General features: G+C 63.7%; 2 protein-coding genes. Both read left to right on the top strand.

Annotated features, from left to right (window positions below):
* Nucleotides 1–79: 79 nt before the first annotated feature.
* A complete protein-coding gene (locus BLU48_RS12695; protein ID WP_082636634.1) occupies nt 80–14,965 on the top strand; it encodes a non-ribosomal peptide synthetase in 14,886 nt (4,961 codons plus the stop codon).
* 61 nt (nt 14,966–15,026) lie between these two features.
* Nucleotides 15,027–15,980 (top strand): alpha/beta hydrolase, encoded by a 954-nt coding sequence (locus BLU48_RS12700; protein WP_057022616.1) that lies wholly within the window; start codon nt 15,027–15,029, stop codon nt 15,978–15,980.
* Nucleotides 15,981–16,026 lie beyond the last annotated feature (46 nt).

The following is a 16,026-nucleotide window of genomic DNA, read 5'->3' on the forward strand; positions in this document are numbered from 1 at the left end:
GTCACACCTAAATCTCGTCGGCCACGCTTCGTCTTTCTGACAACGCATATTTACGCAGCCGATGGCGACGAGACCCAACATGAACCCACTGAATCAACTCCCCGACGACGACTTGCTGGCCCTGTTGATGGCCGACGACGCCGGCTCAGAGCATTCCATCAAGGCTCAACCCCATCGCAGCCCCACGCCTCTGTCTTTCGCCCAGCAACGCCTGTGGTTCCTGCAGCAGCTGTCGCCCGGCAGCAGCGCCTACAACCTGCCCAACGCGCTGCGCCTGCGCGGCCCCTTGAACACCGCAGCGCTGGACACGGCCCTGCAGCAGGTTATCGCCCGACACGATGTGCTGAAAACTGCGTTCCAGACCCTGGACGACCAACCTCGGCAAGTATTTGACCCGCAAGCCCGGATCCATCTGCACGAAGACGACCTGTCGGGTCTCGCGCCCGACGCCCGGGCCGCTGCCGTCGCCCAGCGTATTGCGGCCGAGGCCGGCACGCCGTTTGACTTGGGCCTGGCCCCGCTGATTCGCGCCACTTTGATCACGCTCGATCACGATGACTACATCCTGCTGCTGAACATGCACCACATCGTCTCGGACGCCTGGTCCAATCCGATCCTGATGCAAGACCTCACCCAGGCTTACCGGCGCGCCTGCCAGGGCCATACCACGCCGTTGGCGCGACCTTCCATTCAGTACGCCGACTACGCCCGCTGGCAGCGCGAGGAATACCCCGGCACGCCCGAACAACTGCGTGCCGCCGAGTATTGGGCCGACTACCTGGGACAGGGGATTCCCACTCTGGACCTGCCGGCCGATTACCCCCGCAGCGCCGAGCAACAGCACCGCGCCGGCAATCTGCACCTGTCATTACCTGCAAACCTGAGCCAACAGTTGCAGGGCTTCTGCCACCAACACGACTTGACGCCGTTTATCGTGCTGCTTGGCGCCTGGCAACTGCTGCTCAGCCGCTACAGCGGCCAGCGGGACTTCACGGTCGGTGTACCGAATGCCGGTCGCAACCAGAGCGAGACCCAGGACCTGGTGGGGTACTTTGTCAGCAGTCAGATCTACCGCGCACAACTCACCGACGACCTGACCGCCGAAGCTTTTCTCCAGGCGCTGCGCCAGCAATCCCGGGCGGCCATGGAACATGCCGACTACCCGATCGAACTGCTCATCGAGCGCTTGCAACTGCAACGCAGCACCCAGGCCAACCCGCTGTTCCAGACCCTGTTCAACTGGCGTGTCAGCCAGGATCAAACGGACACGCTGACGCTGGGCGAATTGACCTTGGCGTTCCTGCCAGTGGCGCAGCATGAAGCCAAATTCGAGCTGTCGATGCACGTGGACTACGCGCCGCAACAGATCACGACGGACATCGAGTACAGCACGGCACTGTTCAGCCCGGCTACGATTGAGCGCCTGGGCCGGCATTGGCTGCGCTTGCTGCAAAGTCTGATTGAGGCGCCACAACAGCGTTTGGCCGAACTGGCCATGCTGGATTTCGCCGAACATCAGCAGATTGTCAGCACGTGGAACACTACCCGTACCGCCTACCCGCTCGAATACAGCGTGCAGCAACTGATCGAGGCCCGGGTGGCCGCCACGCCCGATGCACCGGCGCTGGTGTTCGGTGAGCAACAGCTGAGCTACGACCAGCTCAACCGCCGCGCCAATCAGCTTGCGCATAAGCTGATCGAGCTCGGTGTCGGACCGGATGCGCTGGTGGGCATCGCCGCCGAGCGCAGCCTGGAGATGGTTATCGCCCTGCTCGCCGTGCTCAAGGCCGGTGGCGCCTATGTGCCGCTGGACCCGGAATATCCGCAGGACCGTCTGAGCTACATGATCGAGGACAGCGGCATTGGCCTGCTGTTGACCCAGGCGCATTTGCTCTCGCAATTGCCGATTCCGGCGGCGCTGCCGGTGCTGGCACTGGACCGCCTGGACGTCAGCGGTTATGCCGAGGTCAACCCTGAGATTGCCGTTGACGGCGAAAACCTCGCCTATGTCATCTATACCTCCGGCTCCACCGGCCAACCGAAAGGCGCCGGCAACCGGCACTCGGCCCTGACCAACCGGTTGTGCTGGATGCAACAGGCGTACGCATTGACCGACGCCGACACCGTGCTGCAAAAGACCCCGTTCAGCTTCGACGTGTCGGTGTGGGAATTCTTCTGGCCGCTGATGACCGGTGCACGCCTGGCCGTAGCCGGCCCGGGCGACCATCGCGACCCGGCCGCCCTGGTGAGCTTGATCCAGCGTTACCAGGTCAGCACCCTGCACTTCGTGCCGTCGATGCTGCAGGTATTCTTGCTCGATGAACATGTCGCCCGTTGCACCAGCCTCAAACGCATTGTGTGCAGTGGCGAAGCCCTGCCCGTGGACGCACAGCAACAGGTCTTCGCCAAGCTGCCGACCGCCGGGCTGTTCAACCTCTACGGACCCACCGAAGCCGCCATCGACGTGACCCACTGGACCTGCCGCGAAGAAGGCAAGGCCAGCGTGCCCATCGGCCAGCCGATTGCCAACCTCAGCACCTACATCCTCGACGCCGAGCTGCAACCGGTGCCGCCCGGGGTGATCGGCGAGCTGTACCTGGGCGGCGCCGGCCTGGCCCGCGGTTACCACCGCCGCCCGGCCCTGACCGCCGAGCGCTTCATGACCAGCCCGTTTGGCGACGGCCAACGCCTGTACCGCACTGGCGACCTGGCCAGTTATCGCACCGATGGCGTGATCGAATACCGGGGGCGTATCGACCACCAGGTGAAAATCCGCGGCCTGCGTATCGAGCTGGGGGAAATCGAAACCCGCCTGATGGAACTCGACTGTGTGCGCGAAGCCGTGGTGATCGCCGCCGACGGTCAATTGGTCGCCTATGCCGTACCGACCGAAACCCGCGACACCGATGAACTGCGTAGCGAGATCAAACAGCGCCTGGGCGAACACTTGCCCGACTACATGGTGCCGGCGCAATTGACCTTCCTCGATCAACTGCCCCTGAGCCCCAACGGCAAGCTGGACCGCAAGGCCTTGCCGAAACCGGATGCGAGCCTGTTGCAAAAGACCTATGTGGCGCCGCAAAGCCCGCTGGAGCAGCAGATCGCAGCCATCTGGCAAGACGTGCTCAAACTGGAACGCGTCGGCCTGAACGACGACTTCTTTGCGCTGGGCGGTCATTCCCTGTTGGCCACCCAGGTGATCTCCCGGGTGCGCCATGCCTTGAACACCGATGTGCCCCTGCGCAACCTGTTCGAGTCCAGCACCCTACATACGTTCGTTGCCAGCCTGGCGCAGGAGCCGGCGCGCCATGAGCCGCCATTGGTGCGGGTTGAGCGCGATCAGCCGCTGCCTCTGTCCTATGCCCAGGAACGCCAGTGGTTCCTCTGGCAACTCGATCCCCGCAGCACGGCCTACCACATCCCGGCGGCCCTGCGCCTGCGCGGCCACCTGAACACCCAGGCCCTGCAACGCAGCTTTGACGGCCTGATTGCCCGCCATGAGAGCCTGCGCACCTCGTTCTCCCAGGAGGGTGAACGCACCGTGCAGCGCATCGCCCCCCACGCCCACCTGGCAATGAGTATCGAATCGCGGCCGGAAGCCGACGCGCAGACGATCCGTGCGTGGGTCGAAGACGAAACCCAGCAGCTGTTCGACTTGCAGCACGGCCCGCTGCTGCGGGTCAAGTTGCTGACACTGGCACCTGACGATCACGTGCTGATCATCACTCAGCACCATATCGTCTCCGACGGTTGGTCGATTAACGTGATGATCCAGGAGTTGGTCGCCCTGTATGCGGGGTTCAGCCGGCAACAGGACGTCAGCCTGCCCGAACTGCCCATCCAATACGCTGACTATGGCGTGTGGCAACGTCAATGGATGGACGCTGGGGAACGCGAGCGCCAACTGGCCTACTGGACCGGTCAACTGGGCGATGAGCAAACGGTGCTGGAACTGCCTACCGACCACGTCCGGCCGTCCGAGCAAAGCTACCGAGGTGGGCAACTGGAACTGGTGCTGGACCGCGAGCTGAATCAGGCGCTCAAGCAATTGGCACGTGAGCAAGGCGTGACCTTGTTCATGCTATTGCTGGCGTCGTTCCAGACCCTGTTGCATCGCTACAGCGGGCAAACCGATATCCGTGTCGGCGTGCCGATTGCCAACCGCAACCGCGTGGAAACCGAGGGATTGATCGGATTTTTCGTCAACACCCAGGTACTGCGCGCAACGCTCGACGGCCAGGTGCGGTTTGTCGAGTTGCTGCAACAGGTCAAACAGCATGCCTTGCAGGCCCAGGCTCACCAGGACCTGCCCTTCGAGCAATTGGTCGAAGCGCTGCAGCCGCAACGCAGCCTCAGCCACAGCCCACTGTTCCAGGTGATGTACAACCATGCCAGCATGCAGCCGCAAACCCGCGTCACGCTACCCGGCCTGAGCCTGGAAGTGCTGGAAGGCTCGTTGCCCAGCACTCAGTTCGACCTCTCGCTGGACACCTTCGAGTCCACCGAAACACTGCAGGCAACCCTTACCTACGCCATCGATCTGTTTGAGGCCTCGACCATCCGCCGCCTGGCCGCGCATTGGCAGAACCTGTTGCAGGCGATCGTGCGTGACTCGCAGCAACGCCTCGGTGAACTGGACATGCTGGGCCGCGAAGAACATCACCTGATGCTGCATGACTGGAGCACCGCCACTCTCGATTACCCCAGTGAGCAGCGGGTTCATCAACTGTTCGAAGCCCAGGTGGCGCAGCAACCTTCAGCACCGGCCTTGCTCTTCGAAGACCGTCAACTGACCTATGCCGAACTCAACGCCCGGGCCAACCGCCTGGCCCGGCATCTGGTGCGCCTGGGCGTCGGCCCCGACGTGTTGGTGGGGATCGCCGTGGAGCGCGGCCTGGACATGATCATCGGCCTGCTGGCGGTGCTCAAGGCCGGCGGCGCCTACGTGCCCCTGGACCCGGAATACCCCCAGGACCGCCTGCTGTGCATGATCGAAGACAGCGGCACCCGGCTGATGCTGACCCAGAGTCACTTACGTGAACGCCTGGCGATTCCCGACTATGTCGACCACCTGTGCCTGGACCAGGACCAGGCCTGGGTCGACTTGGACGCCAGCAACCTGAGCAACCGCGCCCATGCCCAGAACCTGGCGTATGTGATGTTCACTTCGGGCTCCACCGGCCGGCCCAAAGGCGTGGGCATCAACCAGCTGTCGCTGACTCGCCATGCCTATGTGGCGCTGGATTTTTTCAACCTCAAGGGCGATGACCGCATCCTGCAGTTTTCCACCTTCAACTTCGACGGCTTCGTCGAGCAGTTGTACCCGGCGCTGATCTGCGGCGCCTCGGTGGTGCTGCGCGGCACCGAGATCTGGGACACCGAGACCTTCTACCGCGAACTGATCAAGCACCAGATCAGTGTGGTCGACCTCACCACCGCCTATTGGAACCTGCTGGCCAAGGATTTCGCCACGGCCGGTCCGCGCGATTATGGGCGCCTCAAGCAAGTCCACGCCGGCGGTGAAGCCATGCCGCCCGAAGGCCTTGCCGCGTGGGCCGAGGCCGGTCTTGGGCACGTCAAGCTGCTCAATACCTATGGCCCCACCGAAGCCACGGTGACGGTTACCGCCCTCGACTGCACCGACTACGTGACCGGCGCCCGCCCCACACCCTTGACCATGCCCATCGGCAAGGTCCTGGCCGGGCGCAGCATCTACCTGCTGGATGACAGCGGTGCCCCGGCACCGATCGGCGTGGTGGGTGAACTGGTGATCGGCGGCGAGTTGTTGGCCCGTGGTTACTTCAACCGCCCGGACCTGACCGCCGAGCGCTTCATGCCCGATCCGTTCAGCCAGAATGGCGGGCGTTTGTACCGTACTGGCGACCTGGCGCGTTACAACGCCTCGGGTGTGATCGAATATGTCGGGCGGATCGACCATCAGGTGAAAATCCGCGGTTTCCGTATCGAGCTGGGGGAAATCGAGGCCCGGTTGCTGGAGCAGGAGCAGGTGCGAGACGCCATCGTCCTCGCGCAGCCGGCGGCCAGTGGCTTGCAGTTGGTAGGTTATGTGGTGCCTCACGCCACCGCGTTGCCGGAAGCTGAGTTGCGCCAGTCGATCAAGGCGGCCTTGGCGGCGGTACTGCCGGACTACATGGTGCCGGGCTTGCTGATGTTCCTCGACGTGCTGCCCCTGAGCCCCAACGGCAAGCTGGACCGCAAGGCCCTGCCAAAACCGGATGCCAGCCAACAGCAAAACCACTACGTGGCGCCGCGAACGGCGCTGGAAATCCAGGTCGCCGGGATCTGGCAAAGTGTGCTCGGCCTTGAGCAGGTGGGCCTCACGGATGACTTTTTCGCCCTCGGCGGCCACTCGTTGCTGGCGACCCAGATCATCTCCAGGGTGCGCCAGGCCCTGAACCTTGACGTGGCCCTGCGCAGCCTGTTCGAACGCAGCGTGCTTGGGGATTTCGTCGCCGGCCTGCACGGCCGCTCCCGTCAGGATGAGCTGCCTCTGGCGCCCATCGCACGCGATCAGGCGCTGCCCCTGTCCTACGCCCAGGAACGCCAGTGGTTCCTCTGGCAACTGGACCCGCACAGCGCCGCCTACCACCTGCCGGCTGCCTTGCGTCTCAAGGGCGCGCTGAATGTCGCGGCGCTGGAGCAAGCCTTCAACCAACTCATCGCCCGCCATGAAACACTGCGCACCACCTTTGTAGTGGACAACGAACACCCCCGGCAAGTCATCGCCGCAAAGGCCCCGCTGGCCCTCGTGGTCGAGACATTGCACGGCACGCCGGACGACGCCACGCTCAAAACTTTTGTTGAACACGAAACCAGACAGTTGTTCGACCTGCAACGCGGCCCGCTGCTGCGGGTCAGGCTGCTGCGCCTGGCGGATGATGACCACGTGCTGGTACTTACCCAGCACCACATCGTTTCCGATGGCTGGTCAGTGCAGTTGATGGTTGAAGAGCTGATCACCCTGTACGGCGCGGCCCAGGCTGGGCAACCTGCCCCACTGCCGACCTTGCCGATCCAGTATGCCGACTATGCCGTATGGCAACGCCAATGGATGGACGCCGGCGAGCGTGAGCGCCAACTGGCCTACTGGACCGCCCAGTTGGCCGGAGAAAACAGCGTACTGGAGTTGCCGACGGATCGCCCGCGCCCGGCGGAACAAAGCTACCGTGGCGCCCACCTGTCACTCACCCTGGCGCCTGGGCTGAGCGACGCGGTGCAGCACATGGCCCCACGCCTCGGTGTCACGCCGTTCATGCTGTTGCTGGCTTCGTTCCAGGTTCTGTTGCACCGCTACAGCGGCCAGCACGATATCCGCGTCGGCGTACCCATCGCCAACCGCAACCGCATCGAGACCGAGGGGCTGATCGGCTTCTTCGTCAACACGCAGATCATGAAAGCCGAGTTCAGCGCGCAATTACGCGTCGAAGAGCTGCTGCAACAGGTCAAGCAACATGCACTGGATGCCCAGGCGCATCAGGACCTGCCGTTCGAACAACTGGTGGAGGCATTGCAACCGGAGCGCAGCCTCAGCCATAACCCGTTGTTCCAGGTGATGTTCAATCACCAGAGTGCCGACAAGCGCAGCAGCACCGATGGCCAATCACTGCCTTCGGCGTTGCAGGTCGAGGGGTTGGACTGGGAAGGCAGTACTTCGCAATTTGACCTGACCCTCAGCACCAGTGAGTCGGCCGAAGGCCTGAGCGCGAGCCTGACCTACGCCACCGACCTGTTCGACGCCGCCACCATCGAGCGCCTCGGTCGGCATTGGCAACAGCTGCTGCGCAGTCTCCTTGAAGATCCACAACAGCGGGTTGCAGACCTGCCGATGCTGGATAGCGGCGAGCAACAACAGATCGTCGACGAGTGGAACAACACCGATATCCAGTACCCGCTCGACCACAGCGTACAGCAGTTGATTGAGGCCCAGGTGGCCGCCACGCCCGAGGCACCAGCGCTGGTGTTCGGTGAGCAACAGCTGAGCTACGACCAGCTCAACCGCCGCGCCAACCAGCTTGCGCATAAGCTGATCGAACTCGGCGTCGGCCCGGATGCGCTGGTGGGCATCGCCGCCGAGCGCAGCCTGGAGATGGTTATCGCCCTGCTGGCCGTGCTCAAGGCCGGTGGCGCCTATGTGCCGCTGGACCCGGAATATCCGCAGGACCGTCTGAGCTACATGATCGAGGACAGCGGCATTGGCCTGCTGTTGACCCAGCAGCATTTGCTCTCGCAATTGCCGATTCCGGAGGCGCTGCCCGCATTGGCGCTGGATCAACTGGATGTGAGCGCCTATGCCGACGTCAATCCTGAGATTGCCGTTGACGGCGAAAACCTCGCTTATGTCATCTACACCTCCGGCTCCACCGGCCAACCAAAAGGCGCCGGCAACCGGCACTCGGCCCTGACCAACCGATTGTGCTGGATGCAGCAGGCGTACGCATTGACCGACGCCGACACCGTGCTGCAAAAGACCCCGTTCAGCTTCGACGTGTCGGTGTGGGAATTCTTCTGGCCGCTGATGACCGGTGCACGCCTGGCCGTAGCCGGCCCGGGCGACCATCGCGACCCGGCTACCCTGGTAAACCTGATCCAGCGCTACCAGGTCAGCACCCTGCACTTCGTGCCGTCGATGCTGCAGGTGTTCTTGCTCGATGAACATGTCGCCCGCTGCACCAGCCTCAAACGCATTGTGTGCAGTGGCGAAGCCTTGCCCGTGGACGCGCAGCAACAAGTCTTCGCCAAGCTGCCGAATGCCGGGCTGTTCAACCTCTACGGCCCTACCGAAGCCGCCATCGACGTGACCCACTGGACCTGCCGCGAAGAAGGCAAGGCCAGCGTGCCCATCGGCCAGCCGATTGCCAACCTCTGCACCTACATCCTCGACGCCGAGCTGCAACCGGTGCCGCCTGGGGTGATCGGCGAGCTGTACCTGGGCGGCGCCGGCCTGGCCCGCGGTTACCACCGCCGCCCGGCCCTGACCGCCGAGCGCTTCATGACCAGCCCGTTTGGGGATGGTCAACGCCTGTACCGTACTGGCGACCTGGCCAGTTATCGCACCGATGGCGTGATCGAATACCGTGGACGTATCGACCACCAGGTGAAAATCCGCGGCCTGCGTATCGAGCTGGGGGAAATCGAAACCCGCCTGATGGAACTGGACTGCGTGCGCGAAGCCGTGGTGATCGCCGCCGACGGTCAATTGGTCGCCTATGCCGTACCGACCGAAACCCGCGACACCGATGAACTGCGCAGCGAGATCAAACAGTGCCTGGGCGAACACTTGCCCGACTACATGGTGCCGGCGCAATTGATCTTCCTCGATCAACTGCCCCTGAGCCCCAACGGCAAGCTGGACCGCAAGGCCTTGCCGAAACCGGATGCGAGCCTGTTGCAAAAAGCTTACGTGGCACCGCAAAGCCCGCTGGAACAGCAGATCGCAGCCATCTGGCAAGACGTGCTCAAACTGGAACGCGTCGGCCTGAACGACAACTTCTTCGAGCTGGGCGGTGACTCGATCATCTCCATCCAGGTGGTCAGCCGCGCTCGTCAGCAAGGCATCGCCTTTACCCCCAAGGAGCTGTTCCAGCACCAGACCGTGCAGGGCCTGGCCAGCGTCGCCCGTAGCGGCGCGACGGCCCAAGTAATCGACCAGGGCCCCGCCACCGGCACCCTGCCGCTGCTGCCGATTCATCAGCTGTTTTTTGCAACGGCGATCCCTGAGCGTCATCACTGGAACCAGTCGGTGCTGCTCAAACCTGCGCAACCGCTAGTGGCCGAGGCGCTGCAACGGGCGTTGTACGCCGTAATCGAGCACCACGATGCCCTGCGCTTGAGTTTTCAACAGCAGCCCGCCGACTGGAGCGCGCATTACCGGCCAATGGGCGACTGGCAGCTGCAACAAGTGGACGCCACCGCCGAGCAGTTGTCGCAGCTGTGCGATCAAGTCCAGGGCAGCCTGGACCTGCAACAGGGCCCATTGATTCGCGCCCTGTTGATTCACCTGGCCGATGGCACTCAACGCCTGTTGCTGGTGATTCACCACCTGGCAGTGGATGGCGTGTCCTGGCGGATTCTTTTCGAAGATCTGCAAAACGCCTATCAACAACTGAGCAGCGGGCAACCGCTGCAGCTGCCAGCCCGTACCAGCTCGGTCAAGGCCTGGGCCGAGCGCTTGCAACAGCGTGCCGACCGCGATCAGGACGAACTCAGCTACTGGCAGACGCAACTGCGCGACGCCGTGGTCGACCTGCCGTGCGAGCGCCCGAACGCCAGCCTGGACAATCGCCATAGCCACACGCTGCACACCCACCTCGACGCCGGGCAGACACGCCAACTGTTGCAGCAGGCACCCAAGGCCTACCGCACACAGATCAACGATTTGCTGCTGACCGCCCTGGCGCGCGTCATCAGCCGCTGGACCGGCACCGGGCATTGCCTGATCGAGCTGGAAGGCCATGGTCGCGAAGACCTGTTCGATGACATCGACCTGACCCGTACGGTGGGTTGGTTCACCAGCCTGTTCCCGGTCAAGCTGTCACCGGCGGCGGGTCTTGGCGATTCGATCAAACAGATCAAGGAACAGTTACGCGCGATCCCCGACAAAGGCCTGGGCTATGGCGCCCTGCGCTACCTGGGCACGCCGCAGGCACAGGCGAGCCTTGCTGCCTTGCCGGCACCACGCATCACGTTCAACTACCTTGGCCAGTTCGACGGCAGCTTCGATGCAGCACAAGGCTCGTGGCTGGCGCCCGCTGCCGAGGGCAGTGGCCGCGAGCACGCGCTGGGGGCACCGCTGGGCAACTGGCTGAGCCTCAATGGCCAGGTGTACGGCGAGGAGCTGACCCTGGGCTGGCAGTTCAGCCGCGAGATGTTCGACGAAGCCACCATTGCCCAACTGGCCGATGACCTCAAGCAGGAGCTGCTGGCCCTGATCGAGCATTGCTGCGACAGCGCGAACCTGGGTGTGACCCCCTCCGACTTCCCGCTGGCGCGCATCAGCCAGGCGCAACTGGACCGCCTGCCGGTGCCATTGTCCCAGGTGGAAGACCTCTACCCGTTGTCGGCGATGCAGCAGGGCATGCTGTTTCACACCCTGGAAGCACCGGAAAGTGCACTGTATGTGAACCAGATGGCCGTCTCGGTCAGCGGCCTGGACGTCGCGCGATTCACTGCGGCCTGGAACGCCGTGATCGAGCGCCATGAAATCCTGCGTACCGGGTTCTGGGCCGACAACCAACTGGCCGAGCCGCTGCAAGTGGTGTATCGCGCTGCGAGCATGCCCGTCGAAACTCTCGACTGGCAGCAGCGCGAGGTCAGCGCGCAAGACCTGCAAGCCCTCGCCAGCCAGGATTGCGCCCGAGGCTTCGAACTCCTGCGTGCACCCCTGACGCGCCTGACCCTGGTACAGCTCGATCCGCAGACCCACTACCTGATCTGGACCAGCCACCACATTCTCATGGACGGCTGGTCCAACTCACGTTTACTCGGTGAAGTCTTCGCGATCTACAACGGCCAGGCCGCACCGGCCAAGCGCGGGCATTACCGCGACTACATCCGCTGGCTGCAAGCGCAGTCCCAGACCGTGCTGGAACAATTCTGGAAAACCAGGCTGCAGGACTTGAGCGGCACCTCGTCCCTGGCCAACAGCTTTTCGCCCAAACCGAGCACCGAGCTGGACGGCCATGCGGCGCTGTATCTGGATTGGGATGCCGTGCAAACCGCTCGACTGCGTGAACAGGCCCAACGCCTGCGCGTCACCCCAAACACGTTTATCCAGGCCACCTGGCTGCTGCTGTTGCAACGCTACACGGGCCAGGACACCGTGTGCTTCGGCGCCACCGTCGCCGGTCGCCCGGCCAGCCTGCCGGGCTCGGAAGACATGCTCGGGCTGTTTATCAACACCCTGCCCATCATCCAGACGCCGCAGCCGCACATGCCCGTCGCCCAATGGCTGCAAGCCTTGCAGGCCTACAACCTGGAGGTGCGCGACCACGAGCATGCGTCCCTGGCGGACGTACAACGTTGGTCGGGCCAGGGTGGCCAGCCGCTGTTTGACAGCATCCTGGTGTTTGAAAACTACCCGGTGGACGAACGCCTGCAGCAAGCCGGGCAAGAGCACCTGAGCTTCGGCGAGGTCAGCAGCCGCGATGTCACCAACTTTGCCATGGACCTGGCAATCAACCTTGGCGACACTCTGAAGATCGAGTTCCTGTACCTGCGCAACCGCTTTACCGAGGCCGCCACCGCGCAAATCCGCCGCAGCTTTGAAACCCTGCTGCTGGAGCTGCTGAACAACAGCCAGGCTAATCTCGGCAGCCTCACGATGCTGGCCGACACCGAGCAGCACTTGTTGCGCCAACGTAACCTGCTGAACCCCGGCACGGCGCCGCGCGCCCACCTGGCCCAGGTAATCGGCCAGCACGCGCAGGAGCGTCCCGACGCGGTCGCGGTGGTCTGCGACGGAATCGAATTGAGCTATGGCGAGCTGGACGCCCGCGCCAACCGCCTGGCGCATTACCTCATCGCCCAGGGTATCGGTGCGGAAATGTTTGTCGGCGTCGCGCTCGAACGCTCGGTGGATGTCATCGTCGCCTTCTATGGTGTCATGAAAACCGGCGCCGCCTACGTGCCGCTGGACATCGACTACCCGCAAGACCGCGTGCAGTGGATCGTCGAAGACTCGGGCATGCGGGTGCTGCTCAGCCAGCACGCGCTGCGCTCGCGTTTCGATGACCTCGGTGGTGCCAACCTGATCGAACTTGATCGCCTGCCACTGGCGGACTGGCCGGCGACTTGCCCGATACAAACGGCACACGACGACAACCTGGCCTACCTGATCTACACCTCGGGCTCCACCGGCAAGCCCAAGGGCGTGGCCGTGGCGCATGGGCAGATCCGCATGCACTGCCAGGCGATTGCCGAGCGTTACAAGATGGACGCCAGCACCCGTGAGTTGCTGTTCATGTCGTTCGCTTTCGACGGTGCCCAGGAGCGCTGGCTGTCTACCCTGCAAAGTGGCGGGCGCCTGGTGGTACGTGGCAATCAACTGTGGACCCCGGAAGAAACCTGGCAGGCCCTGCACGCCCACCACATCAGCATTGCCTGCTTCCCGCCGGCGTATCTGCAGCAGTTGGCCGAGTATGGCGACAGCCAGAACGGCGCGCCGCCGCCCGTGCGCATCTACTGCTTTGGTGGCGATGCGGTGGCCGAGGCCAACTTCGAGCTGGTCAAGCGCGTGCTCAAGCCGCAGTTCCTGACCAACGGATACGGGCCTACCGAAACCGTGGTCACCCCGCTGCTGTGGAAAGTGAGTGCCGATCAAACTTGCGCGGCGGTGTACGCACCGATCGGCACACGCATCGGTGAACGTACCCTGTATGTGCTCGATGAACACCTCAACCCGGTGCCCGACGGCGTGGCGGGCGAGTTGTATATTGGCGGCGAAGGCGTTGCCCGTGGCTACCACCGGCGCCCCGGCCTGAGCGCCGAGCGTTTTGTGGTCGACCCGTTCGCGGCCGACGGCACCCGCCTGTATCGCACCGGCGACCTGGTGCGCCAACGCCCCGACGGCGTGATCGACTACCTCGGCCGTCTGGACAACCAGGTGAAAATCCGCGGTTTCCGGATCGAGCTGGGAGAAATCGAATCACGCTTGCGCGAGTGCCCCGAAGTGCAGGACGCCGTGGTCATCGCCCGCGACACCGGCGGCGGCAAGCAACTGATAGGCTACGTGGTGGCCGAAGCCTCGACCAGCCTGGGCGAACGCCTGCGTACAGTCTTGCAGGGCGAACTGCCTGACTACATGGTGCCGGCACAAATCCTCGTGCTCTCGGCCTTCCCGCTCAACCCCAACGGCAAACTGGACCGCCAGGCCCTGCCCGACCCGGACTTCAAGGGCCGTGCCTTCGTAGCGCCACGCAATCAGTTGGAAGCACAACTGGCGACGATCTGGCAGGACGTGCTGGAACTGGAGAGTGTGGGCGTCACCGACAACTTCTTCGAATTGGGCGGCGACTCGCTGCGCATTCTCAAGGTCCTGTCGAAGGTGCGCAGCCAGCCGGATATCGGCATCGAATTGAAACTGCGCGACATGATCGGCAAGCCGACCATCGCCGAACTGTCCGGCTTTGCCGAGGATGACGCGAGCCTGAACCCGCTGCTGTTGCTCAACAGTGAAACGCCCCAGAGCCCGCCGCTGTTCTGCCTGCATGCCGGTTTTGGCACAGTGTTCGACTACGAGCCCCTGGCCCGCCGCCTGGATGGGCAGCGCAGCGTCTATGGCCTGCAATGCCGGATGTTGCTGGACCGCCAGTGGGAGGATGAATCCCTTGAATCCATGGCCATCGATTACAGCCAATACATCCGCCAGCAACAAGCCAGTGGCCCGTATCACCTGATGGGCTGGTCGCTGGGTGGCACGCTGGCGGTGCTGGTGGCCCAGGAGCTGGAAAGCCAGGGTCAACGGGTGGCGCTCCTGGGCCTGGTCGACAGCTTCATTCCCACGGGCGAAGACGTCGTCAGCGACGATTGGAGCGAAGACTTGCGCGGTTTCCTGGCGGTGCTGTTCGGTCTGCCGGCGCAAAGCCTGCCGACCCTTGAGGTCAGCGCGACCACCGACAGCGCGGTCCTTGAGCACCTGATCGCGCAGGTCCAGGGGGGCGCCGCCGCGCAATCGGTGTACGCCGCAATCAGTGCCGAGGAACTGGCCCACACCTTCCAGGTGGCGATGAAACTCAAGGCATTGTCCCAGCGCCTGCAAGGTCTGCCGCCCACCCGGGCCCAGGCCGATTGCTGGTGGGCCAGTGCGACGCCCGGCCAGCCCGCCTCGAACCTGCCCTGCGCCCGCAGCAACGAGCAGATCCAGGCCGGCCACTACGACATCCTCAATCACCCGGCCCTGCTTCACGGGCTGTTGCAGCACCTGGCGCTGCAACCCGTAGCCAGCTGAAACCGTTGCCGCCCCTGCTGGTCAGGGGCGGCGCTTCACTCCATTTCACAAGGAAGATGCAATGCCCCTGGACCCTGACCTTGAAGGCTTTCTGGAACTGGCACAAATGGGTCGCCTGACCGGCAAAAGCCAACCCATGCACACACTCAGTGTTGAACAGGCTCGGCGGGAGTTCGAACAGACCTCCGCCATTCTCGATCCCAGCCCTCCGGGTTCGGTGGCGGTCACTGAGCTGACGGTCACCGCGCGCGATGGCCATGTATTGCCCGCCCGCCTCTACCGCGCACCGGGCACGGCGCAACTGCCCGCGATTGTGTATATCCACGGTGGCGGTTACGTGGTGGGCAGCCTGGACTCCCACGATTCCATCTGCCGCAGGCTTGCAGCCAGTGGCCAATACGCGGTGTTCGCACCCGCCTACCGCCTGGCGCCAGAAGCGGGCTTCCCCACCGCCGTCAATGACACCCTTGACGCCGCCAACTGGCTGGCCGAACAGGCCGGCAACCTGCAACTGGACAGCCGCCGGATAACCGTCGCGGGGGACAGTGTCGGGGCGACGCTGGCGACGGTCTTGGCGATCACCGCAGTGAAGACGCCGCAACAATTGGCGTTCAAACCCTGGGCCCAATTGCTGTTTTACCCGGTCACCGACACCTCGCGGCAACGCAATTCCCACCGACAATATGCCGAGGATTACCTGCTGGAAACCGCCACGCTGGAATGGTTCTACCAGCACTATTGCCCGCACGCCCAACAGCGCCTCGACTGGAGGGTCTCGCCGCTGCTGGCCGAAGGGCTGACCGCGCTGGCCCCGGCCTATATCAGCCTGGCCCAGTACGACCCGCTGTATGACGAAGGCCAGGCCTATGCCCAGTTGCTGGAAGCGAGCGGCACTGCCGTCACCCTGCAGGTGCAGTCTGGGCTGACCCATGACTTCCTGCGCATGAACGGGATCACCAGCGCCGTTGCCGGTATTTATGCAGAGGTGTTGAGCTGGTTGGAGGAACAGCGCTGAGTAGCGCCTGAGCGTCCCAGGATTAGAACCGGGGCTGATTGCCAGC

The organism is Pseudomonas synxantha (assembly GCF_900105675.1).
Classification (GTDB): domain Bacteria; phylum Pseudomonadota; class Gammaproteobacteria; order Pseudomonadales; family Pseudomonadaceae; genus Aquipseudomonas; species Aquipseudomonas synxantha.

Coding starts and splice junctions, on each gene's coding strand:
- BLU48_RS12695 (WP_082636634.1), top strand. CDS start 80: ATGAACCCACTGAATCAACTCCCCGACGACGACTTGCTGGCCCTGTTG.
- BLU48_RS12700 (WP_057022616.1), top strand. CDS start 15,027: ATGCCCCTGGACCCTGACCTTGAAGGCTTTCTGGAACTGGCACAAATG.